We start from the raw sequence: 24,268 nt of genomic DNA, 5'->3' as shown, positions 1-24,268 counted from the left end.
AACAATGTTTTGTTTCCGTAGAAACAACTACTTACATGGCGTTTCGTTCAGTTTTCAAAGATCGATTTGTTTCTTTCGGTGTCGTTTTCAGCGACTTTATTAATTTAACACATAAACTCAGTCGAAGTCAACAACTTTTTTTAATTCATTTTGTTACCGCGTTATTCCTTCGCGGCGACAAGTAATAATATACCACGGAGAAAAAATATGGTCAACCCTTTTCTTAAGATTTTTTCTCCGCTCCAATCATTCCTTATATTGCTTTGTACTTGCGTATGAAAATCCCAGTACCCTTTGTTTCACTTTGGTGAACTTCAATTAATCCTTTATCAATCATATATTCAATAAGTGCACCAAGATCGATGCCATAATCTTTTAATTGTTCTTCTTCCATCAATTCTTGGTATGTCCACGCACTCTCACGTTCTTTCATAACATTTCGAATGTGAACTGTTGCATTGGTTGATTTAGAAGATAGCGAGAAATCATTAGCAAGAAGAAGCAACTCAAGTCGCTTATCTAGAGGATCCTCTCCCGATAGAAGCTCGGTATACAATTTAAAGATTTCCGGTTCAATATGTTTAACCTGATTCCAAACGGTAATCTCAGGATGAAAACCATGTTCAATGACTGAAAGACGAGCTAGATGGTGCAAAGCATGAAGGATAAAATTATAAGCGTCCATATATTGCTTAGATGCAAATAAATCTTTACCTTCTGTATATCTTCTAATAAGTCGAGCAAACTCCACACCTATTTTACTAATACGTTCTTCATAAGGAAAATCACGAATTCGCTCTTTTAATCCCGCTATGTATTCATTACGGTCAAAGATAATTTTACCATTCACAAGCCATGCAACAAGGCGGCGGTGACTACCCGATCCTAACCACTTATTAACCTGTTGTTCGGATACTACATGCATTGCAGCTTTCTTATCTTCAAATTCATAATGTTTTACAAACCATGACTTCTCATCATTATTTACAATAATTAATAAGACAACATCGAAATTGTCGGTCAGCGGATGAAACGGCTTCGTTTTTTCAATTACCAGTACGCCGAGTGTTTCGGGATGACTGGCTCTCTCTTGATAAATCGGCCTTAAAAGGTTCTCCATCATTCTATCCCCCAGATGTATTTATACTTATCATACCATTCGTTGCAATCCATTTTACCTTTTACCGTATAAACTTAAGTATTCAACAATCCACATTATAAATCCTGTAATGAATTTAGCAATCCTAATTTTGAAATTTGTATGTCCTCTAATAAGGAAAGTGCTTACACCCTACGCGTATGCTATACTTGTGTGCAGGAGGGACATGCAATGCAACTAAAGTATACCAATAAGATTAATAAAATTCGTACGTTCGCACTGAGTCTTGTCTTTATCGGAATTGCGATTATGTATATAGGAATATTCTTCAAGACTTCTATTTTTCTTATGACCGCCTTTATGCTCATCGGATTTCTAGCAACGATCGCTAGTGCTGTTGTGTACTTTTGGATTGGAATGCTCTCTACAAGAGCTATTCAAGTAGTTTGTCCAAATTGTGAGAAACCGACCAAAGTTCTAGGACGTGTAGATGCATGCATGCACTGCAAACAACCACTAACGATGGATCCAGAACTTGATGGAAAAGAATTCGATGAGAAATACAACATTAAGAAAATCCAGAAAAAACAATCCTAACAAGAACAAAGGCTTCCCCCATCATATGGAGGAAGCCTTTGTTCTTAAATTATTTTAGTGTTTGCTCTTCTGACAATCAGGACACTTACCGTAAATCTCCATTCTGTGATCACCAACTCGGAACCCTGTTACTTGTTCCGCAAGTGTTTCTACTTCATCCAATCCAGGATAATGAAAATCCACTATCTTGCCACAGTCATCACAAATAATATGATAGTGATCCGTTGTAACACAATCAAATCGACTAGAAGAATCTCCGTAAGTTAATTCTTTCACCAGTCCAATTTCCTTAAATACTCTTAAGTTATTATAGACTGTTGCTACGCTCATATTAGGGAACTTACCTTCTAGAGACTTATATATTTCATCAGCTGTAGGATGGGACATAGACTGGATTAAATGCTCCAGAATGGCATGACGCTGCGGAGTAATACGAACTCCTGAATTTTTCATTGCATCAATTGCTTCGTGCAGTTTTTCTTCAGCCATTCGTCATGCACCTCACTTTCAACAAGCATTCTTACTTTGTAATGTTTATAAATAGTGTACATCCTAAAGATGGGATTTGTCAATAATCCTACATGTAGCAGGGATTACGCTATTTTTGGTCCTGATGAAGAATATTTTCTTTTTCGCCCATATGATAGTTAATGTATCGAGCTGCTACAAATAGAAAATCTGACAGACGATTCAAGAAGGATAAGACAAGCGGATTCGCATCTCCAATTAAAGTAGTATTCCTTTCAGCTCGTCGCACGATTGTACGAGCTACATGAAGGCTTGCCCCCGATGCGTGTCCACCAGGTAGAATAAAGTTTCGTAATGGTTCTAATTCCTTTTCCCATTTGTCAATTTGGTTTTCCATCTCATTAATATGCTCTTCCTCAATAGTCCATCCTACTTTTTTACCTTTAGGAGTTGCAAGTTCAGCACCTACATGGAATAACCAGGTTTGTATTTTGTGAAAGCTTGATTCCCATTCTTCTTTACCGTCAAAATGCGTGTTCTGAACATAACTCAAAGCGAGACCAATTTGAGAATTCGCCTCATCGCATGTCCCATATGCTTCTACTCGTGCATCACTTTTCGGTACACGTTGTCCGTACACGAGAGATGTCTCACCTTTATCGCCTGTTTTCGTATAAATTTTCATTTTAATACCCCCTATTAGGATCGATGACATTTTTCATATCGTCACATTCATTTAAGTACTTTTTCAAATTATATTCGAATATCTCAATGGCTCTTGGCTGATAGTTCTCTGAAATAGCCGAATGGTGAGGCGTCACTGTAACATTATCCATTATCCAAAATGGATGAGACGGGTCAAGTGGCTCGTTTTCGAATACATCTAGCACAGCATGTTTCAATTCTCCAGCATTAAGACTGTCGAGAAGCTCTTGCTCATTTACAGTATCTCCTCTACCAATATTGATAAATACTGCTGATTGTTTCATCTCTTCAAAATGCTTTTTTCTGAAGTAATGCTTAGTGTTCGTTGTGCTAGGCAAAACGCCAATGACGTAATCACACCTTGGAAGCATAGAAGTAATATCTTCATTCTTATAAATTTCATCAAAATGGTCAGCATCATGCCCTGTTCGATTAACGCCAAGCGTTTTCATTCGAAATGCATGAGCAATCCGACCAATTTCACAACCGATTGCTCCCGTTCCTACTACACCAATCGTGCTGCCTGTGATTTCTTCCATCGGAACTTTCTTCTTCCAAATACCCTGTGATTCATTAGCTATGACCTGTTTCACTTCTCTAGCAACCTGAAGCATTACTGAGATCGTGTACTCTGCCATCGGGATGCTATGAATGCCTCTTGCATTTGTAATGAGTATGCCTCTTTCCTTAATTGTTTCTAACGGCATACGCTCAAGTCCTGCAGAAAGAACCATAATCCATTTAAGATGACGGGCTTTCTCAATATGTTCTACAGTAAGATCTTCACCATATGTAAGAAGAATCTCTGCTTCAGATAGAAAAAGCTCCGCTTCCTTCATTGAACGTTCGAATCGAAACGTCACTTCCGGATATGCTTCTATAAGTTGATCTTTAATGTCAGACCTTAATTTTGCTGTTGATAGAATCTGCACCTCTTCATCCCTCTCTATCTTATATTGATACTTCTCTTCTTTTTAAGTATAGATGATTTCTCGTTATGTTCTAAGCGATACAACTCTATTCAAATAAAATTCCCAACTAAAAAGCACATTGATGCAATTAAACTTCTGTATATAAAAAAAGAGCGCATAACGCGCTCCCAATAGAAGATATGATCTACTATACTCTATGTAAAGAAACAAAAAGAGTATAGTCGGATGCCCTCTGAGACAATCATCTTAAGAAAGGTTTTCTTTAATATAATTCAACGCAGATTCCACATGCTCTTTAACGCGAACTTTACGCCATTCTTTTACAAGTGTTCCCTCTTTATCAATAACAAAGGTAGAGCGAACGATTCCCATGTATTCTTTACCGAAATTTTTCTTTAACTGCCATACATCATATGCTTCTGCAACGGTATGATCTTCATCAGCGAGAAGAAGAAAAGGCAAATCGTATTTATCAATAAATTTCTTGTGCTTTTCAACGGGATCAGGACTAACACCTAGAATAACCGTATCGAGTTCTTCGAATCCTTCAATATGATCTCTAAAATCGCACGCCTCAGTCGTGCAGCCTGGAGTCATGTCTTTAGGATAGAAATATAGCACCACGTTCTTACCTTTATAATCTTCTAAAGAAACCAATTCTCCAGTACTCGCTTGAAGCTTGAAGTCAGGAGCTTTTTGACCAATTTCTACACTCATCATTACGCCTCCTTATATCATCTTAAGGTAAGCGTAACGAATTTTGATCCAACTTACAACTTCGAGCTTTCTCGGTAATCAACAATCGTCGTTACAAAAAAAGCGGCTGGCATCAAGTAACCAATTAGGGCCTCGATAATTGCAATCCATCGCCCTATTCCAATTGGTGTGAGGTCACCATACCCAACAGATAGGAGCGTGACGGCACTGAAATAAAGCACAGATTGAACTTTTGAAAGCGGGCTTAATGTCATGTGCGCAAGATCGACCTGCCCTTCTTGAAGCACAGGTATATCGAGTATTATCAGAGATAAATACATACTGCCAAAAGCCACAATCATCGTTACGTATACGATAAATAAAAGAAACATCTTATAAACAGAAAGAAGACTTCCAGGTATTCTTGTTCTTTTCATAAGAGAAACCATACTTCTTCCAACACTAGTAAATGCAAGAGCAATGGCAAAGATCATTAATAAGAGCATTAGAATACACCTCACAAAAGTTTATGAGGTGTTTCTGTACTTTAGGACGAACTATTTTGTTACAAGAGTGGTGTAGACGACCATCCGCTCTTCATGCGTTCCTGCATCACGGTTAAATGTTCCTGAACATGTGATTAAGTTAAGACTTGATTGTGACGTAATTCCAAATACCTTTTCAAGTGGAGCTTCTTTTCTTGGGTATGATTCGATCTTCTGTACTTCGAAATCATAAGATGTTCCATTTTCATCCGATATAGTGACGATATCACCTTGTTCTAAATCACCAAGATGAAAAAACACCGATGGTCCTGTTTTGTTATCAACGTGTCCTGCAAGAACAGAATTCCCCATTTCACCAGGCTTTGCTCCAGGCTCATACCATCCAACATTCCGATCGTCTTTCGGTACGTCCATTTGCCCATCTGGTAATTGGCCTACATGTTCTATTTCAGCATCTACATTTATAGCTGGAATGGACAATCTCTCAGGAACAATACCCTCTACTTTAGGATCTTGAGGATTTTCGTCATTTGATTTAGCAGATGCGGTTAATTCTGGAGCAGAATTAAGTTCAACTTCTTCAATAGAAGGAACGGGTTTGTCTACGCTCTTTTGGTTAGAAAAAGAAGAGCAGCTTGCCGCTGCTCCTACTAATAGAAGAAGAGTTAGAAGTTTCATTAACGGCATCACTGCACCTCCTTCTTTTTTAAAACTCTTTTTATATACATTGTTGTATATGAGTGGGTTAATTTCCGCTTCAGGTGCTCGCTTTCCGCGGGAGTCGAGCACCTTCCGCTTCAATTAGCCAAGTGTGGTTTATATATTTTTTTCAAAAGCAACCATCTCTTTTGAAAAGACCTATATTAATTAAGTAGTTTGTTTCTTACGAAGGTAAATTCCAGTTCCTGCTGCTAGAATTGCTCCTCCAAGAAGTGCCCAAGCTACTGTATTAGACTGTTGAGCTGTACCACCCATACCTGTTTTCGGCATATCTGAAGGCATGTTTGTTGCATCCACCATTGGCCATGCTTCAAGCGTTTGTTCACCTTCTACAAGACCTATAGCGTACACTGAGTATACATATCCTTCTTTTAATTCAACACCAGGGATTTCAAGGACAACATCTTCAGAACCTGCTGGTCGCACTTCAAGATCTACAGTCATTGGATCAACTTCAGCATAATCAGACGTTGATTTAAAAGCAACATCTGAGAATAGAACGTCACCGTCTTTAACAGCTACATCTACATTAGGTGCATCTGGAGAAGCATGTACAACTCGCACTTTCGCTTTTCCTTCAGACGCTTCCATATCATCTCCTAGTGCCCAAATAGAGATACCATCAAGCTTCCCAACAGCTGCTGCAGAATATTTCATGCCTTCTTCAAGTGTTACAGATTGACTAATAACTGGTTCGCCTTCGCCATTCTCTCCTGCTGGGAATACTTCAATCTCGTGATCTCCCGCTGGAAGAGCCATATAATCTGTTGCCTGCTTATATTCCGCACCCTCTACAACTGCTTCACCGTCTACATATACATCAACGGCAGGTGCATCTGGTGATGCGTGTATAACTCGAACCATTGCCTCGTGATGATCTGCAAATGCCTGTGTACCGATAATTCCGAACATCATGACCATCGCAACGGCAGATGCCATAACTTTCTTTAACATGTAACCCACTCCTCTAATTTAGTTTTTGTGACACTTTTGTACAACGTTTGTTCATTAGGTGATACGACAAAACCTTTGCAGTTGGATCACTTTTTTTACAGTTAGATTGTTTTTGTTTCGAATTCAAGGGAATACAGTTACTAGAATAGCTCGGAGGAGGAACTTACTAATGAATAAAGGCAATTATGCGATTGCTTATTGGGACAATGGAAATGAAGAGCATTTCAAAATCTTTTGTGTCGAAAACCATCAGACTCTTTTACGAATCGCCCGTCGTATTGTTAATGACCAGCAAATTGCCGAGGAGATTGTTCAAGATGTATATTTAGAAGTTTGGAACAAGAGATCTTATTTCCAGCCTGATAAAGGTAAGCTTTCTTCATGGGTAAACCAAATCACACGAAACCGAGCCATTGATCGGATTAAGAAAGAACAGCGTCATTTTAATGAAACGGTTGTTGAAGACCGCCACTTGGTCGATAGAGAGCACTATATTCAAGAGGATTTCAGCAATAAAGAAATGATTTTTGGAGCCTTGCAAGCTTTGAAAGCTGAACAACAAGAAGTTCTTAAACTTATCTATATAGATGGATACAGTCAAGCGGAAGTAGCCGCCAAAAAGAAAATCCCTCTTGGAACAGTGAAAAGCCGTGTAAGACTTGGCATGAAAAAATTAAAAGAAGTCATTGATTTATCACAACTAGAACTTGTCTAAACAAACACTGAAAACCCAGAGGGGACATCCCCTCTGGGTTTTCAGTTACCGGCACCTCTATATTTAGTGACGCCAATGTTCCACATGAAAATAGCAAATCCAAAAAACGCCACACCCATAACTGGTGTAAGAAAAGCATACACATACCACTCTTCTCTACCAAGGAAATAAGCTGATGGATAGACGCCAACGAATGCGAATGGGAGGATCCATGTTAATACAAAACGGATAACTTTATTATAAATATCAACTGGATATCTACCATAGTTACCGATGTTATACATCATCGGCATGATGCTAGTTCGACTATCAGACCAAAAGCTAATACTTGCGAGCAGTATGAAAATACCAGCGTATACAAATGCTCCACCGAGAACCATGAATACAAAAACAATTGGATCATACCAGGAAACATTTAGATCAAGACGATTGCCTGCGTAAACCATGACAGCTATCCCAGTTATGACTCCAAACAGTGATTCGAGTTCCATCCGTTCTAGAATAATTTGGAACAAGCTATGAACTGGCCTAGTTAGAATCCGATCCATTTCTCCCTTAACAATATATCGTTCGTTAAAATCCCAAATGTTAAAGAATGCTCCAAAAATCGCAAAAGGTACAAGGAAGAAGCCATAGATGAAGATAATCTCATCTTTTGACCAACCGCTTAGCATATCCGTGTGGCCAAATACAACTAGGATGAAGATAAGGTTAACTGCCTGAAACAACAAATCAGACATGATCTCCATCAGCATATCGATTCGATACGTTAATCTTGTTTTCATATATTGCGATACATATAGTAAGAAAATAGTAGCATGCTTCATTCGTTAACCCCCCTGCACAATCAGCCGCTTTTTGGCAATCACCCATAACGCCTGAATTGGTAGTATAAGAATAACAGCCCAGACAAGCTGGAATAGAATTGCTTCCCAAACAGCAGATCCTGTAAAACCTTCAGTAAAGATCATACTAGGAATATAGCTAATCGCCTGAAACGGAAGAAAGTCCATCACCTGCTGAGCCCATCCAGGATAGAAGCTGATTGGAAGCAATAATCCTGAAAACAAATCGATAACAACGCGCTTAGCACGAATCAGTCCATCATTGTTAAAGAAGAAGAATGTCATTACACCAGTCAGCAAGTTAATTTGTGTATTTACAATAAAACTTAGAATAATAGCAATCGTAAAGAACAGCCATGTTGATAAAGCTGCTGAGAATTCGATCGGAAAGATAAGACTTACGATAAACATTCCTGGAATGGAGAAAAAGCTTAAGCGGAAAATCCCTTCTCCAAGTCCCTGCATCGTTTTCATCAATAAGTAATGGTAAGGCCGAATAAACTCAACGGCAACCTTTCCCTCTTTAATTTCCTGAGCGATTTCTCGATCAATGTTATTAAAATAAAAAGCTCTTGCCATCCATGCAACTGCAACATATGTTGTCATTTGGATAACGGATAATCCTTCAATTTCTCCTTTTCCACCATAGATTGCATTCCAGAGAAAATAATAGGCACCAATGTTAATACTGTATATTAGAATTCCACTATAGTAGTTAGTTCGATAGGCAAGCATCATTAAGAAACGAACCCGAATCATTTCAATGTACTTACCCATTAATTACGCCCTCTTCATAAATGTTTCTAATGATCTCTTCAGTCGAAATTTCATGAATTTTAATATCTGTAATTCGGTTCGCGGCTACGACTCGACCAATCACTTCTGATATCACATGCTCTTCATTTACAACGTTAGCAATCCAAACATTGTCACGATCACCCTTCGTCCATTCCGCTTGTAGTTCAGTTAATAGCGGTTGGAGGTTCTCAAGGCTAACCTGTTCACCAAACTGAAATTCAATTTGCTTCCCTTCTCCCCAATTCGAACGGAGCTTTGCAAGCTTGCCATCATAAATGATCTGCCCTTCATCAAGCATAACGACACGTTCGCATAGTGCTTCAATATCGGTTAGATCATGCGTTGTTAACAAGATGGTTGTTTTGTATTTCTCGTTAATCTCTTTTAAGAAATTACGAATTTTTAGCTTAACGAGTACATCAAGACCAATCGTTGGCTCATCAAGGAACAAAAGCTTAGGGTTGTGAAGAAGAGCAGCTGCTAGCTCACATCTCATTCTCTGACCGAGAGATAGCTTTCGAACAGGCTTATCAAGTAATGGTCCGATATCCAATGACTCTATGACATGATTCATGTGATCATTGTATACGTCATCCGGTACATTATAGACTTTCTTTAATAAGCGAAATGACTCTTGTACTGCAATATCCCACCATAGTTGCGAACGTTGACCAAACACAACACCAATTGAGCTTACGAATTTCTCACGCTCTTTATGTGGGTCCATTCCATTAACTCGAACAGTCCCAGATGTAGGTGTTAAAATACCAGTTAGCATTTTAATACTTGTCGATTTACCAGCACCGTTCTCACCGATATAGCCGACCATTTCACCTTCATTAACTGTAAATGAAATATCATTAACGGCAGAAATCACTTTATAATTCCTTGTAAATAAATCTCGAAACGCTCCTTTAAGACCAGAACGACTCGAGTGAGATTTAAAATCTTTGCGCAAAGATTGCACATCAATAACCTTATCCATCCGTCTTCCTCCTTTAAACACACACCAATTTAGTTTACAAGAGCTTCCCCTAATAAACAATGGATGAGCTTATGTCTTTAGCTGTATAAGGGTTTCGTTTCTCAACACGCATGCTACAATATAAGATGATAAATGAGCAATACAAGGAGGTAACTATGAATTTCACTAAATCAGAACAACATCATAAAGAATCACTCGATATTATGCTAGGTGGTGTAAATAGCCCATCCCGTTCTTATAAGGGAGTCGGTGGCGGTACGCCAGTATTTATGGAAAAAGCTAAAGGTCCTTATTTCTGGGATGTTGATGGCAATAAGTACATAGACTATCTTGCTGCATATGGTCCGATTATAACTGGCCATGCTCACCCTCATATTACACAAGCGATCACAAAGGCGGCAGAAAACGGGGTATTATATGGTACACCTACGGTTTTAGAAAACCGTTTCGGCTCTATGCTCCAAGAAGCCATCCCTTCTCTTGAAAGAGTTCGTTTTGTGAATTCTGGTACTGAAGCGGTTATGACAACCATTCGCGTCGCAAGAGCCTACACTGGACGAGATAAAATCATTAAATTTGCTGGATGCTACCATGGACATTCTGACCTTGTCCTAGTGGCTGCAGGTTCAGGACCAGCAACGCTTGGCAATCCAGACTCTGCCGGTGTTCCCGAAAGTATTGCGAAAGAAGTTATCACTGTTCCATTTAACGATATTAAAGCCTATAAAGAAGCCATGAATAAATGGGGCGATCAAGTTGCAGGCGTTCTTGTAGAGCCAATCGTCGGTAACTTCGGAATTGTGGAACCAGAAGAAGGTTTCCTTCAGCAGGTGAATGAAATTACACATCAATATGGGGCACTTGTCATCTATGATGAAGTTATTACTGCATTCCGTTTTATGTACGGCGGAGCTCAAAATCTATTAGGCGTGGAGCCAGATATGACAGCTCTTGGTAAAATTATCGGTGGTGGATTACCGATTGGTGCCTACGGTGGCAAACGAGAAATCATGGAGCATGTAGCTCCACTCGGCCCAGCTTACCAAGCTGGTACAATGGCAGGAAACCCAGCTTCAATTTCAGCAGGAATTGCCTGCCTTGAAGTTCTTCAAGAAGAGGGTGTATATGATCACCTTGTTCATCTAGGAGAACGCCTTGAGAGTGGCATTCATAAACATGCAGAGGAAGCAGGCGTTCCAATTACAATCAATCGGTTAAAAGGTGCATTAACGGTATACTTTAACAATGAAAAAGTTATAAATTACGAACAAGCGGAGAACTCCGATGGTGAAAAATTCTCGAGGTTCTTTAAGCTCATGTTAAATGAAGGAATCAATCTTGCTCCGTCAAAATATGAAGCATGGTTCCTAACAACTGAGCATACGGATAAAGATATTGATGATACGCTTCAAGCAGTTAAACGCACGTTCCATCGAATGGCCGAGTAAGGTGACTTATAACAAAAGACAGAATGAATCTACTTCATTCTGTCTTTTCTACTATTCTTTTCATTATTATAAAAAAGGCTTGCTATAAATTGCATTCCGATGTATAACTAGAACGTTCTCTTATGTTTAAATGAGTCGATAGAGGATACTCTCTATACTATAAGTACTCAACGAAAGGACTAATATTAGAATGAAGTTTGGTGCCCGTATTTTTAAAACAGGGCTTGCGATTACACTCGCACTTTACATTGCAACGTGGCTTGGTTTAGACCCTCCGTCTTTTGCTGGAATAGCTGCATTATTCGCTATTCAACCATCAATCTATAGATCTTACCAAACCATTATTGATCAGTTTCAATCCAATATAATCGGAGCCTTGCTTGCCGTCGCTCTTGTGATCGTCTTTGGTAATCAGCCTATTGTCATTGGTCTTGGGGCAATTATAATCATCGCAATTAATATTAAATTAAAAATCGAGAGTACGATTCCACTAGCGGTCGTAACCGTCATCCTTATTATGAATGCACCACAAGAAGAGTTTATCTCATTTGCTACAAACCGATTTCTTGTCATTATGGTCGGGGTCATCAGTTCATCTTTCGTGAACTTGATCTTTCTACCTCCAAAATACGAAACGAAGCTATTCCATAAAATTGTAAGCAATACAGAATACATTTCGCAGTGGATTAGACTAGCTACACGAAACGACGCTGAACACAAAGTATTAAAAGAAAATTTAATTCAGTTAAAAGAAAACACAGTTAAAAGCGATCAGTACTTTCTGCTTTACAAAGAAGAGAGAACCTATTTTAAAAGGAAGAATCTTGTTAAAGCTCGTAAGCTAGTGCTATTTAGGCAGATGATTGCTACAACCGAAAAATCTTTAGCGATATTAAAAATTCTTGATCAGCTTGACGTCAAAATATTAATCATGCCTGATGAGGTGAGAAAGCTCATTCAAACACACCTCGATCAGCTCACCAACTACCATGAGCGCATCCATCTGAAATACATTGGAAAAGTAAGACATCAATCACCAGAGGAAATGCTTAATAATGTTGGCACTGGTGAATCGACATTAACTGAGCGATATGTAGAGCTATATGAGAGTGGTGAATGCAATCGCGAACTCTGGATGACTATTTTCCCTCTAATTGGGATGATTATTGATTATCATGACCATCTCGAACATCTGGATTTACTAGTCGATAGTTTTCACTCCTATCATCAAGAAGAGAATGAAGTTGATATCCAAGAACTTCACGCTAAATAGAAAAATCAGCCGATTTCGGCTGATTTTTTTCTATTTCTTCATTTTTGGATCAAGAGCATCTCTGAGGCCATCGCCTAGCAGGTTAAACCCTAGAACGGTTAGCATAATGGCGAGGCCCGGAAAGAATACTGTCCAAGGGGCCTGGATTATATATGATCGCGAATCTGCAAGCATTTTCCCCCACTCTGGCTGAGGTGCTTGTGCGCCTAGTCCTAGAAAACTTAGTGCTGCCGCCTCTAGGATAGCCGTTGCAATTGCAAGAGTACCCTGTACAATAATCGGTGCTAATGAATTAGGAAGCACGTGATGAAAGATAATTCGAGAATCCTTCATACCAACGGCTCTCGCTGCCATCACATACTCTTCCTGTTTCACACTTAATACACGCGATCGAACAAGTCGACCAAAATTAGGTATATTAATAATAGCAATCGCAATTAAGGCATTTCTTAGTGATGGTCCAAGTACAGCTACAACAGCGATTGCTAGAAGGATACTAGGGAACGCTAGCATAATATCAAAGATTCGAGAAATAATTGTATCAACAAGTCGTCCGTAATACCCCGCTACTAACCCAAGTAAACTACCTACAGCTGCTGAGCCAAGCACAGCAAAGAACCCAACCCACAATGAAATGCGTGCTCCATAAATAATTCGTGATAAAACATCTCGTCCAAAATCATCAGTCCCAAACCAGTGGCTTGCAGAAGGGGATTGGAGACGTTCGGACAATTTCTGCTCATTTATTCCTTCTGGTGCAATGACACCAGCGAAAATAGCAAGAAGAATGAAAAAGAGAACAATACCCATGCCGACCATTGCCAGCTTATTTCTCCTGAATCCCTTCCAGGCTTCACGCCATGGTGATATTACTTCTTCGTCTGGTTGTTTAGACACATTTACTTGTTTTTGTGGAGCAATTTCAGCCATTTCGAAGCCCCCTTAGTTGTATTTGATTCGAGGATCAATTGCTGCATATAGTAGATCGACAATTAAATTAATGAATACAAAGATAACCGCTACAATCAGAATACCTGATTGAATAACAGGGTAATCTCTAAAATTAATTGCATCATAGATATAACGACCAATACCTGGCCATCCGAATATCGTCTCAGTAAGAATAGCACCACCAAGCAATAGACCCATTTGAAGACCGATAACTGTCAAAACAGGGATGAAAGCATTTTTGAGAGAATGCTTATAAACAACCCATAACATTTTCGTACCTTTCGCACGAGCCGTACGAACAAAGTCAGATCGCATTACTTCCAGCATACTAGAACGTGTCATTCTAGCAATGATAGCCATAGGAATTGTACCTAATGCAATACCCGGTAGAATCAAATGCTTGATTACTTCAACAAATTGATCCATGCGACCTTGAATGAGTGTGTCAATTAGATACAGATGTGTAATGGCCTCAACTGGATTTCTTACATTTTCACGACCTGTCGATGGCAACCAACCTAGCTCAAGAGAAAAAGCCCACTGTTCCATCAAACCAAGCCAGAAAACAGGCATAGATACCCCAATTAATGCTAGAACCATAGCTGTATAGTCAAACCATGAATTTTGAAACCAAGCACTTATGATACCTGCATTCACACCGATAAAAATTGCGATGATCATTGCTACAAGTGAAAGCTCGAGAGTGGCAGCAAGATACGGCCATATTTCTCCACTAATATCAGAACTTGTCCTTAGCGATGTACCTAGGTCACCGGTAAACAAATTCTTAATATAGTCAACGTATTGAAGGTACCACGGCTGGTCGAGTCCGAGCTGTTTCGTTAAACTCTTAATCGCTTCCTCCGTTGCTTGCTGTCCAAGAATAACCTGAGCGGGATCTCCAGGAATCGCTCGAATCATGAAAAAAACGATCAGCGTCATTCCAAATAAAACTGGGATAAGCATTAACAGCCGTCTAACTGTATAAGCAAGCATGTAACTCACCTCTTCTTCCTTATGTACATTCATGATTGATATAACACTTATTATGTATTTCTTTAATAATCTACTTTAAATAAAGGGGAGTATAGCACTCCCCTTCCATTTTTACTGCATTGTCACTTTTGTTAACTTATCAGAACCAGTTGGATGTGGAGTAAATCCTTCAATTGAAGCTTTACCGCCCAATGCTGGTTTTGAGTGTACAAGTGGAATCCACGGTGCATCTTCATGGATAATTTCTTGCGCCTCAGCATAAAGCTTATTACGCTCTTCTTCATCTGGTGTTGATTGTGCTTTGATTAAAAGATCGTGTAACTCTTGATTCTCGTAGTACGTGTAGTTATTGCTTCCGATATTGTCCTGATCTAGAAGAACATATAAGAAGTTATCTGCATCACCGTTATCTCCAGTCCAGCCAAGTAGGAAGCTATCCGCTTCACCATTACGAGCTTTTTCAAGATATGTTGCCCACTCATAAGACTTAATTTCTGCTGTTACGCCAATTTCAGCAAAGCTCTTCTGAAGAACTTCAGCTACTTTTTGACCGTCTGGCATATATGGACGTGGTACTGGCATTGCCCAAAGTTCCATTTCAAAACCATCTTCGTAACCTGCTTCTTTTAGAAGTTCTTTAGCTTTGTCAAGATCATATTCATAAGGTTCGATTTCGTCATTATAACCGCCAATTACAGGAGGCATTGGATTCTTTGCCGGTTCAGCTTGTCCCGCATAGAACGAATCAATAAGCGCCTGCTTATCAACAGCATGATTTAATGCCTGACGAACAAGTTTGTTGTTTAACGGTTCGCGATTCGACGTCAAACCAAGGTATCCTACGTTCATAGAAGGACGGAAGAATGTTTGAAGATTTGAATCATCTTCAACTTGTTCTACATCAGAAGGGTTAAGTCCATCCATCAAATCAATCTCACCAGCCATAAGCGCATTTAAACGAGCAGAGTTATCAGGAATGGCTCTGAAAATAACGCTGTCTAGTTTTGGATAACCTTCCATCCAGTAGTCATCATTTTTGTTTAGTACAATTTTGTCGTTTCGGTTCCACTGATCAAATACGAAAGGACCTGTACCTACAGGGTTCTCACCAAACTTGTCTCCCTGCTTTTCAAGTGCATCAGGACTCGCAATCGCAAATGGTGACATTGCAATGTTCTTAAGGAATGGCGCCTGTGGTCGCTTAAGTTTGAATTCAACAGTGTAATCATCTACAGCTGTTACACTTTCAATAACATGACCTTCATCGCCTTTAAATCCGCCAAACATTGATTTGTAGTAATAGAATGCTTCTTCAGTTCCATTCATCCAGCGTTCGAAGTTAAATACAACAGCATCGGCATTAAAGTCTGTGCCATCGTGGAACTTCACACCTTCACGAAGCATAAAAGTATACGTTTCACCATCTTCAGAAACTTCCCAGTCTTCTGCAAGTGCTGCTTCTACATCTGTATTGTCATCGCCGTAGTCAAGCAGTGTATCAAAAATGTTCTTTGTCACTTTAAATGATTCCCCATCTGTTACAGATGCCGGGTCCAAAGATACTGAATCTCCACCACGGCCGAAAATTAATGTGCCACCGGTAGCTTCACCGGAGTCATCCCCGCCATTGCCGTCCGTTTCGTTTGAACCGCCGCAACCAGCTAGTCCAATTGAAAGAAGCAATACAAATACTAACGAAAAAATAGTCTTCTTCATCTTCTTCCCCCTCAAGATATGTTTTTATTTATACATGGTCTTCTTCATACAGATGACACGCTGTATAGTGTCCCGGTTCTACTTCCCTGAATTCAGGAACAACTGAGCTGCACACGTCCATCGCCTTCGGGCACCTTGTATGAAACGGGCATCCTGATGGCGGATTCGATGGGCTAGGCACATCTCCTGTAAGTATAATTCTGTCTTTCCCATATTCAGGGTCTGGAACTGGCACTGCAGAAAGAAGAGCCTGTGTATACGGATGTTTTGAATCTAGGTAAAGCTTTTCACTATCTGCCATTTCAACAATGCGACCAAGATACATAACACCAACTCGATCACTAATGTGTCGAACAACACCAAGATCATGTGCAATGAACAAATATGTTAATCCAAGCTCTTTTTGTAGATCCTCAAGAAGGTTTAATACTTGAGCTTGAATTGAAACGTCAAGTGCGGAAACAGGTTCATCTGCGATAATCAGCTTCGGATTAACAGCAAGTGCTCGTGCAATTCCAATTCTTTGCCGCTGTCCACCACTGAACTGATGCGGATATCTTTTTGCATGATATGAACTAAGACCTACTATTTCTAGGAGTTCTTTAACTCGCTTTTTACGCTCTGCTTTGTTGCCTAGATTATGAACGATGAGAGGTTCTTCAATGATTTTTTCTACAGTGTGTCTTGGATTAAGCGAAGCGAAAGGATCTTGAAACACCATCTGAATATCTTTCCTCAGATGTCGCATCTCGTTCTTACTAAGCGATGTCATCTCTCTTCCATTAAACAGAACTTCGCCCTCACTTGGTTCAAGAAGCCGCATTAACATACGACCTGTTGTAGACTTTCCGCATCCACTTTCTCCAACAAGCCCGAAAGTTTCTCCTTTATGTAACGTGAAGGTAACCCCATCCACCGCTTTTACTGTCCCTACCTGCTGTTTAAGCACCCCTCCCTCGATTGGGAAATGCTTTTTAAGCTGTTTAACTTCGAGCAATGCTTCTTGCAAAATAGGTGCCCCCTTTAGCTATTTACTCTCTCTAGTACAGCTGCTTTCTTCTCATCTTCGTGAAGCCAGCACCTAGCTTGTTGATTTGATCCAGTCTCAAGTAAAACAGGATCTTCTTCAAAACATTTGTCAAAGGCAAAGCTACAACGCGGAGCAAAGTGACATCCTTTTTGAATTGAACCTGGTTTTGGCACATTCCCCGGTATCGAATACAGTCTGTCTTTTCGAACACGGACATCAGGGACAGATTCAATTAACCCAATCGTATATGGGTGTTTCGGTTGCTGGAAGATATCGCTTGTCTTTCCTTGCTCTACAATTTTTCCTGAATACATAACTACGATTCGATCACAGATTTCTGCTACGACACCAAGGTCATGTGTAATGAGAATAATCGATGTATTGGTTTCTCGATTTAACTTCTTCATTAGCTCAAGAATCTGAGCTTGAATCGTTACATCAAGTGCTGTTGTAGGTTCGTCTGCAATAAGCACCTCTGGATCACATGCCATGGCCATCGCAATCATGACACGCTGACGCATCCCCCCTGACAACTGATGGGGATACTCATTCATTAACTCTTCTGCTCGCGGAAGACCCACTAGTTTTAAAATCGAAATAGCGTGCTCCCAAGATTTCTTTTTACTCCATTTTTTATGTATACGAATGCCTTCAATTAGCTGATTACCAATTCGAAAAACAGGATTAAGGGATGTCATCGGCTCCTGAAAAATCATGCCAATTTCATTTCCTCTGATCTTCCTCATTTCTTTCTCCGATTTAGTAAGGAGATTCTCTCCTTTGTATGTAATTTCTCCTCCAACAACTTTCCCTGGAGCCTGAATCAGTTGCATGATGGATAGTGATGTTACGCTCTTCCCAGAACCGGATTCACCTACAATTCCTAGTACCTCTCCTTTGTTGATATGAAAATCTACAGAGTCGACTGCCGGAATTTCACCATCATCGGTAAAAAAGTGAGTTTCTAACTTACTGACGTTCAAGACTGGCTGTTCCACTCTCTCACCCCTTTCGCCAATTTCAGAATTTTTCAATTTAACTAAAATCTGTTTATCATTATTACATTAAATCGGTCTCTTGGCAATGTCTATTGAGGAAATTTTCTGTCTTTATTTGACGATTTTACGCATTAATGTGCATAAAAACACAAAAAAGCACCCTGCCTGGATGCTTTTTTGATGGTAATTTATAAATTTTGTACTTGAAACAAACTATGGTATGACCCTTTTCTTTCCATTAGTTCTTTATGGTTACCACTTTCTGATATCTCACCATTCTCGACTACTACGATGCGATCGGCATGAGTAACCGTTGCAAGACGGTGAGCAACAATAAATGTCGTTCTGTCTTTTGCAAGCTCCTCAAGCGCCTCTTGTATTAAGTGCTCACTTTCTAGATCTAATGCAGATGTTGCCTCATCTAGAATAAGAATAGGTGGATTTTTGAGGAATACTCTTGCAATAGCAATACGCTGTTTCTGTCCGCCAGAAAGCTTAACACCGCGCTCGCCTACTGGAGTATCGTATCCTTCTGGGAGACTTGAGATAAATTCATGTGCATTAGCTGCTTTAGCAGCTTTAATAACAGCTTCTTCTGAAGCATTAGGATTCCCCATCATAATGTTCATCCGAACGGATTCACTAAATAGGATATTATCTTGAAGAACCATTCCGATATTATCACGTAGGCTACGCGCCTGGTAATCACGAATATCGGTTCCATCAATTAAAATACTTCCGCCTGTAACATCATAGAAGCGAGGAATTAGACTTACCAGTGATGATTTTCCTCCTCCACTCATTCCAACAAGTGCAATCGTTTCGCCAGCACGAATGTCAAGATCAATCCTCTTAAGCACTGGAAGATCATTCTCGTTGTACTTGAATGAAACATCCTGAAAACTAATATGACCTCTTACATCCTTTAAGATCTTTGCATCATCTCGATCGACAATATCGTATTTCTCATCTACAAATTCAAATACTCGATCCATAGATGCAATTGATTGAGTAAGCGTAGTGGAAGAGTTCACTAGACGTCTTAATGGACTATATAGTCGATCCATGTATGTGACAAACGCCACCATCTCACCAATTTGTAAGCTACCTGAGATAACAAGGTAAGAAGAGAACGCAATAACAATTAACGGTGCTACATCCGTAATGGTATTGACGACTGCGAATGTTTTCGCATTCCAACGTGTATGATCAAGTGCTCGGTCCAAGAAGTTCGTGTTACGTTTATTGAATTGCTCTTGCTCATAATCTTCAAGTGCAAAGCTTCGAATAACAGACATCCCTTGAACACGTTCATGTAGATGACCCTGTACTTCGGCAAGAGCTTGAGATCGATCTTTCGTTAAATCGCGTAGACGTTTATAGAAAAACTTAACGGATAGTCCGTATAATGGAAGGAGAATAATTGCCGCTATCGTTAACCAGATATTCATAAACGATAGAATAACAATAATAATGATAATCGTAATGAGATCAAGCCAAACATTCATCATTCCTGTAATAACAAATGTTTTCGTTTGTTCTACATCATTGATGACTCTTGAAATGATTTCTCCTGCTTTATTATTCGAGTAAAATTTTAAACTAAGCTGTTGAATATGTGAGAATAACTTATCACGAATATCGTAAAGGATCTTACTACCAATCCACTGTGCGTAATATTGCCTGAAATATTCCACTGGCGGTCTAACCACAACGAACAGGAAGAACGCACCACCCATTAACCAAAGTAGCTGTTCGTATTTGTCACCAACCGGCATTTCTGCATTAATAACATCATCAATGACATACTTTAAAATCAGTGGTAATAGTAGAGGTATTCCAAATTTCAGAATGCCAATACCAATTGTTATGATGATTTGCTTACGATACGGCGTTACAAAGGCCATATACCTTTTTATGTTTCCCAGATGACATCATCCTTTAACTAAACCATTCCCGTCTCGAAAACAGATTATTTTTAATATATTTTGAACATGTCACTTTTACCTAAAGTCTCTTTTTTAAATAATTGTTCCTTTTTAAAGATTTTAATATTAACCACCGCGCTTCGCTAATTGAAGCGGAAGGATGCTCACCGCCCGCCCCGCGGAAAACGAGCATCCTGGAGCGGAAATTAACCAACTCAAGCAATAATGTTTACGAATAGAGCCATTCTAAAAGATCGTTGTTTAAAAAAATTTTCGAAACACCACACTTCGCTAATTGAAGCGGAAGGATGCTCGACTCCTGCGGGACTAGCGGGACAGGTGAGACCCCGCAGGAGCGTCAGCGACGAGGGGGCTCACCTCCCGCCCCGCGGAAAGCGAGCATCCTGGAGCGGAAATTAACCAACTCAAGCAATAATGCTTACGAAAAGAGCCTTCTTTTCATGTAAAAACCTGTTGAAAAACATTCAACAGGTTTTGTTACCTATATTGAAGAAATTGTTCATACCATTGGTCTACGAAACCTGGAGCAAATGGTCCTTTTCTTTGGTGGATCCAGTTCATTAGTTCTTTAACATTTTGTTGTATAATGCGATCAATCGCTTCGGGATAATTCATTTCTTCACGATGCGCTTCGTACTCATCTTCATCCAAAAGCTTAAATGTCATATCCGGATATATTTTGATATCTAGATCGTAATCGATGTACTTTAATGCTTCTTCATCGTACGTGAATGGTGTACCAAGATTACAATAATAGTATAACCCATCCGTTCGGATCATACCTATCACATTGAACCAATGGTTGGCACTAAAATAACAAATAGCTGGTTCGCGCGTTCTCCATTGTCTTCCGTCCGCTTCTGTAACAAGAATACGATCGTTTCCCCCGATAATTTCTTTAGAGGTACCTTTAAGCACGATGCTTTCTTCCCATGTTCGATGAAGTGTACCGCGATGTTTATAGCTTTGAATTTGAATTCTCGTCCCGGTCGTTGGGAAACTCATCTTCTTCTCCTTTCCTAAGAAATTCCGGAAAACGATGAATGCCTTTGCATATAGGCAGACTCACAGTATCCTTTCTTTCTTACCGTTCAATACATGACTATTATTTTACATCTCATCTATATTCTTCTCTATTATAACGCTTATCAAAATAAAATAAAAATAAAAGCGCCCTCCGAAGAGTGGCACTTTGGTAGCTTACCTATATAGGTGTCTTCTCAAAGCTCAAAATAACTTCAGATATAAGACGTTCAAATTCATTTTCTAACTTTGTTAGATCTTCTTTACGTTCAGCAATTGTAGAACTCTCCTGTTCTGTATAGTTCTTCTCTCGTTCCAAGGCTTGAATCTCTTCTCTTTGTCGAATCATTTGATCTGCAAGTTTCAGTTGCTGCTGGATGAGTACATCGAAGCGTTGCATCCTACCTCTCCCTTCACTCAGCTTCATTACAGTCTCTACAAAGAACATAGAGATAGAATGAAACTTAACTAGAAATAATCGATACACTGAATTTCCAAGTTGTACTTCTGAGAAGAAATTCAATAATTGACCTCGATATCCTTTAGCTACTTCTGTAGAGAAGTAGGGAGTTTTGTCATATTTCTTCAATTGGAACACTACACTCAGGTTCATCATTTGTGGGAGAGTTGACGAGTGTAGAAACTTCATATGCATTCATTTCTTCCGATGGGAATGGTTGCATAACGTTTTCAAGGATGGTCACGTCATCTACGTCAGAATCTAGCCACAGATCTTCCATTTCCTTTTTCAAGATAACGGGCATGCGAGTATGTATATTTTCCATTAATTCATTTGCGCCAGTTGTTAGGATTGTGCACGTATAGACTGTTTCATCACCTGACTTCCATTTCTCCCAAAGCCCAGCCATCGCAAAAGGCTCCCCTCTCTTCACTTGAATGTACATAGGAACTTTCCGATTATCCTCACGTTTCCATTCATAGAATCCATCTGATAATAATAAACACCGCCTTCTTTTTAATGCATGTTTAAAGCTTGCTTTCTCATGAGCCGTTTCACTTCTTGCATTAATGAGTTTATTGGAGATCGAAGCATCCTTTGCCCAGAAAGGAATTAATCCCCACCTTAATGTGCCTAATCGATTTCCACCATCTGCTTTTATAACAGCGGGAATTTGTTGAGAAGGAGCAATATTATACCGTGGTACATAGTCATCTATACTCATCTGTTCAATTTGAAATCGTTCTATTAATTGATCAAGTTCCGTTGTTAATGAGAAACGTCCGCACATCAAGACCCCTCCTTCTTTACATAACTTGTTCGCTACAATTCAATAAATACCTATTTCTTTCCTAAGATTTCTTCATTGTAATTAATTGAAAACAGGGCTGACTATGTCAGCCCTGTCTGGGAAGTTCATTATTGTTGCTGCTTGTTTTGTGCAGACTTCGCGTTGCGAGCTTTTACTTGCTGTGCATCTGTTTCACTTGCAAATTCAGCACCGTATTGTTGCTGTTGCTGAGCTGCTTGACCAGCAGAAGCTTGCTGCTTGTTTTGTGCAGACTTCGCATTGCGAGCTTTCACTTGTTGAGCATCCGTTTCACTTGCAAATTCAGCACCGTATTGCTGCTGACCTGCTTGACCAGCAGAAGCTTGTTGATTCTGCTGTTTCACGTGTTGAATACTTGTACCAGATTGTGTTTGTCCTGGTTTCTTTGCCATGGCTTATCACCTCCCACAAACAATAGAATATCCAGTTCTTGATTTGTTATGTACAATTTCAGAAAAAGAATTAGAAAACATTCCCCATGCTTCCACTCCTCTTCTTTCATACAGTTAGCACTCCTGCTACACACTAAGATAATGAAGGAGGGGATCATTATGGAAGATCATCGTGACATGACTGAGCTGTCGATGACGTCTAAAGAAAATTGGGCTGATGAAGAACTTTCATTTTTTCACCATAGCATGCAGCAGATCGCTCCATACCTAAACAGTGAAGGCGTTGCTATACATCGCGAAATAATAAAAGAAATTGAGCAGCGTGGTGGACTTTCTGCATTCATGCCAGATTAGCCTAGAGAAATCGTATAGGATGTAAAAAAACACCCTGAGTTTCATCTCAGGGTGCTTTTTGTGTTCTAAAAATTTGATTTTGACTGTCCGCCATCAACATTTATTGTTGCTCCAGCAATCCAAGATGCTTTTTCAGAAGCAAGAAAGACAACAGTATTGGCTACTTCCTCTGGTGTACCGAACCTTCCACCAGGAATTTCATTCTCGACAAATTGCTTGATTTTCTCCGGGTTTTCATCCAACCGTTTCTGCCAATTCCCTGACGGATGCAGTATAGCACCAGGCGCAACTCCATTTACTCTAACACCAGATCCAATCAGTTCATCAGCCATTGCTTTTGTGAAACTAATCATAGCAGCCTTTGCACTATTGTAAGTAGGCTTACCACCAGACTCTCTTCCGAAAATGGAAGAGATATTTACTATAGCCCCGCTGTTTTGCTTTTTCATCTCAGCAGCTGCAATTTGGCTAAGATGTACCGCAGAGTAGAAGTTAAGATCCATGGCTTTGTGGAATTGAGAGACATCTGTTTCCATTATCGTTGTCCCATTACTGCCACCTGCATTATTAACAAGGATGTCAATTGATCCGAACGCCATTATAAACGATTCAAAGAGTTCAGCACGTTTCCGCTCATCTGTAATATCTGCTTCAAAAATGGCTATATCTTCTCCTATTTCTTGCTTTGCTTGTTCAAGGTCTTCTCGGTTCCTTGCACAAATACCGACCTGAGCTCCTTCTTCGTAGAAAGCTTGTGCAATTGCTTTACCTATTCCCTTAGAACCACCTGTTACTAGTACTTTGCGATTTTCTAGATTCAAATTCATTT

The 24,268-nt window shown here is 39.6% G+C and carries 28 protein-coding genes; 6 read left to right on the top strand and 22 right to left on the bottom strand.

Annotated features, from left to right (window positions below):
• The coding region (locus AB986_RS22820) for a hypothetical protein (RefSeq protein ID WP_236690434.1) at positions 1–185 on the top strand (185 nt) is incomplete at its 5' end.
• 68 nt (positions 186–253) lie between these two features.
• Here AB986_RS22820 and AB986_RS21025 read toward each other — a convergent pair.
• The gene (locus AB986_RS21025) at positions 254–1,120 is read right to left on the bottom strand and encodes a nucleotidyltransferase-like protein (RefSeq protein ID WP_048313659.1); all 867 of its coding nucleotides are present in this window, start codon (positions 1,118–1,120) and stop codon (positions 254–256) included.
• A gap of 210 nt (positions 1,121–1,330) precedes the next feature.
• On the opposite strand from AB986_RS21025, the gene AB986_RS21020 reads away from it, so the two are divergent.
• The gene (locus AB986_RS21020) at positions 1,331–1,696 is read left to right on the top strand and encodes a YgzB family protein (RefSeq protein ID WP_048313656.1); all 366 of its coding nucleotides are present in this window, start codon (positions 1,331–1,333) and stop codon (positions 1,694–1,696) included.
• Between the two features lie 54 nt (positions 1,697–1,750).
• Here the strand turns inward: AB986_RS21020 and perR are convergent, their stop codons facing one another.
• The 7 genes from perR to AB986_RS20985 form a co-directional block, all read right to left on the bottom strand.
• Positions 1,751–2,185 (bottom strand): peroxide-responsive transcriptional repressor PerR, encoded by a 435-nt coding sequence (gene perR, locus AB986_RS21015; protein WP_048313653.1) that lies wholly within the window; start codon positions 2,183–2,185, stop codon positions 1,751–1,753.
• Positions 2,186–2,294: 109 nt separating this feature from the next.
• Positions 2,295–2,849 (bottom strand): cob(I)yrinic acid a,c-diamide adenosyltransferase, encoded by a 555-nt coding sequence (locus AB986_RS21010; protein WP_048313652.1) that lies wholly within the window; start codon positions 2,847–2,849, stop codon positions 2,295–2,297.
• Position 2,850: 1 nt separating this feature from the next.
• Entirely contained in the window at positions 2,851–3,801 is a 951-nt protein-coding gene (locus AB986_RS21005) for a D-2-hydroxyacid dehydrogenase (RefSeq protein ID WP_048313651.1), read from the bottom strand.
• Between the two features lie 246 nt (positions 3,802–4,047).
• Entirely contained in the window at positions 4,048–4,518 is a 471-nt protein-coding gene (gene bcp / locus AB986_RS21000; RefSeq protein ID WP_048313650.1) for a thioredoxin-dependent thiol peroxidase, read from the bottom strand.
• Positions 4,519–4,571: 53 nt separating this feature from the next.
• Positions 4,572–5,003, bottom strand: a complete 432-nt coding sequence (locus tag AB986_RS20995) for an ion channel (protein WP_053216287.1) — start codon at positions 5,001–5,003, stop codon at positions 4,572–4,574.
• Between the two features lie 51 nt (positions 5,004–5,054).
• On the bottom strand, positions 5,055–5,690 hold the full coding sequence (locus tag AB986_RS20990; RefSeq protein ID WP_053216286.1) for a class F sortase: 636 nt from the start codon (positions 5,688–5,690) through the stop codon (positions 5,055–5,057).
• A gap of 180 nt (positions 5,691–5,870) precedes the next feature.
• Positions 5,871–6,677, bottom strand: a complete 807-nt coding sequence (locus AB986_RS20985) for a DUF4397 domain-containing protein (RefSeq protein ID WP_048313649.1) — start codon at positions 6,675–6,677, stop codon at positions 5,871–5,873.
• A gap of 169 nt (positions 6,678–6,846) precedes the next feature.
• Here AB986_RS20985 and AB986_RS20980 point away from each other — a divergent pair, with 169 nt between their 5' ends.
• A complete protein-coding gene (locus tag AB986_RS20980) occupies positions 6,847–7,392 on the top strand; it encodes an RNA polymerase sigma factor (protein ID WP_053216285.1) in 546 nt (181 codons plus the stop codon).
• A gap of 41 nt (positions 7,393–7,433) precedes the next feature.
• Here AB986_RS20980 and AB986_RS20975 read toward each other — a convergent pair whose 3' ends face one another.
• Genes AB986_RS20975 through AB986_RS20965 form a run of 3 tightly spaced genes read right to left on the bottom strand, consistent with a single transcriptional unit; the run spans position 7,434 to position 10,020 of the window.
• Positions 7,434–8,219, bottom strand: coding sequence for an ABC transporter permease (locus AB986_RS20975; RefSeq protein ID WP_048313648.1), 786 nt, complete (start codon positions 8,217–8,219; stop codon positions 7,434–7,436).
• A 3-nt stretch (positions 8,220–8,222) separates the two neighbouring features.
• Entirely contained in the window at positions 8,223–9,014 is a 792-nt protein-coding gene (locus AB986_RS20970; RefSeq protein WP_048313647.1) for an ABC transporter permease, read from the bottom strand.
• Entirely contained in the window at positions 9,007–10,020 is a 1,014-nt protein-coding gene (locus tag AB986_RS20965) for an ABC transporter ATP-binding protein (RefSeq protein ID WP_048313645.1), read from the bottom strand. The genes AB986_RS20970 and AB986_RS20965 overlap by 8 nt, the downstream gene beginning before the upstream one ends.
• Positions 10,021–10,175: 155 nt before the next feature.
• Between AB986_RS20965 and AB986_RS20960 the strand changes: the two genes are divergently transcribed.
• Complete coding sequence (locus tag AB986_RS20960; RefSeq protein ID WP_048313643.1) at positions 10,176–11,468, top strand: glutamate-1-semialdehyde 2,1-aminomutase; 1,293 nt, start codon at positions 10,176–10,178, stop codon at positions 11,466–11,468.
• A 190-nt stretch (positions 11,469–11,658) separates the two neighbouring features.
• Positions 11,659–12,741, top strand: a complete 1,083-nt coding sequence (locus tag AB986_RS20955) for an FUSC family protein (protein ID WP_048313641.1) — start codon at positions 11,659–11,661, stop codon at positions 12,739–12,741.
• A 30-nt stretch (positions 12,742–12,771) separates the two neighbouring features.
• Here the strand turns inward: AB986_RS20955 and nikC are convergent, their stop codons facing one another.
• The 10 genes from nikC to AB986_RS20905 all read right to left on the bottom strand — a co-directional run bounded on the left by nikC (position 12,772) and on the right by AB986_RS20905 (position 23,085).
• On the bottom strand, positions 12,772–13,671 hold the full coding sequence (nikC, locus tag AB986_RS20950) for a nickel transporter permease (protein ID WP_048313640.1): 900 nt from the start codon (positions 13,669–13,671) through the stop codon (positions 12,772–12,774).
• 12 nt (positions 13,672–13,683) lie between these two features.
• The gene (locus tag AB986_RS20945) at positions 13,684–14,688 is read right to left on the bottom strand and encodes an ABC transporter permease (protein WP_048313638.1); all 1,005 of its coding nucleotides are present in this window, start codon (positions 14,686–14,688) and stop codon (positions 13,684–13,686) included.
• A 111-nt stretch (positions 14,689–14,799) separates the two neighbouring features.
• Complete coding sequence (locus tag AB986_RS20940; protein WP_048313636.1) at positions 14,800–16,404, bottom strand: ABC transporter substrate-binding protein; 1,605 nt, start codon at positions 16,402–16,404, stop codon at positions 14,800–14,802.
• A 28-nt stretch (positions 16,405–16,432) separates the two neighbouring features.
• Complete coding sequence (locus tag AB986_RS20935; RefSeq protein WP_048313635.1) at positions 16,433–17,413, bottom strand: ABC transporter ATP-binding protein; 981 nt, start codon at positions 17,411–17,413, stop codon at positions 16,433–16,435.
• Between the two features lie 14 nt (positions 17,414–17,427).
• Positions 17,428–18,432, bottom strand: a complete 1,005-nt coding sequence (locus AB986_RS20930) for an ABC transporter ATP-binding protein (protein WP_048313633.1) — start codon at positions 18,430–18,432, stop codon at positions 17,428–17,430.
• A gap of 188 nt (positions 18,433–18,620) precedes the next feature.
• Positions 18,621–20,339 (bottom strand): ABC transporter ATP-binding protein, encoded by a 1,719-nt coding sequence (locus tag AB986_RS20925; RefSeq protein ID WP_201779301.1) that lies wholly within the window; start codon positions 20,337–20,339, stop codon positions 18,621–18,623.
• Between the two features lie 519 nt (positions 20,340–20,858).
• Positions 20,859–21,386 carry a nucleoside tri-diphosphate phosphatase gene (gene ntdP, locus AB986_RS20920; protein WP_048313631.1) on the bottom strand — a complete coding sequence of 176 codons (528 nt, stop codon included), beginning with the start codon at positions 21,384–21,386 and terminating at the stop codon, positions 20,859–20,861.
• A gap of 199 nt (positions 21,387–21,585) precedes the next feature.
• A complete protein-coding gene (locus AB986_RS22815) occupies positions 21,586–21,804 on the bottom strand; it encodes a hypothetical protein (RefSeq protein ID WP_152671055.1) in 219 nt (72 codons plus the stop codon).
• Positions 21,805–21,979: 175 nt separating this feature from the next.
• Entirely contained in the window at positions 21,980–22,654 is a 675-nt protein-coding gene (locus tag AB986_RS20910) for an SOS response-associated peptidase (RefSeq protein WP_048313626.1), read from the bottom strand.
• Between the two features lie 128 nt (positions 22,655–22,782).
• Positions 22,783–23,085, bottom strand: a complete 303-nt coding sequence (locus AB986_RS20905) for a gamma-type small acid-soluble spore protein (protein ID WP_048313624.1) — start codon at positions 23,083–23,085, stop codon at positions 22,783–22,785.
• 159 nt (positions 23,086–23,244) lie between these two features.
• On the opposite strand from AB986_RS20905, the gene AB986_RS20900 reads away from it, so the two are divergent.
• Positions 23,245–23,439, top strand: coding sequence for a hypothetical protein (locus AB986_RS20900; RefSeq protein ID WP_048313622.1), 195 nt, complete (start codon positions 23,245–23,247; stop codon positions 23,437–23,439).
• 65 nt (positions 23,440–23,504) lie between these two features.
• Here AB986_RS20900 and AB986_RS20895 read toward each other — a convergent pair whose 3' ends face one another.
• Positions 23,505–24,266 (bottom strand): SDR family NAD(P)-dependent oxidoreductase, encoded by a 762-nt coding sequence (locus AB986_RS20895; RefSeq protein ID WP_048313620.1) that lies wholly within the window; start codon positions 24,264–24,266, stop codon positions 23,505–23,507.
• Positions 24,267–24,268 lie beyond the last annotated feature (2 nt).

The organism is Guptibacillus hwajinpoensis, assembly GCF_001039475.1.
GTDB classification, from domain to species: Bacteria; Bacillota; Bacilli; order Bacillales; family Guptibacillaceae; genus Guptibacillus; species Guptibacillus hwajinpoensis.
Note: the sequence above shows the minus strand (reverse complement) of the source record. Positions and strands in the feature narration are given on the sequence as shown.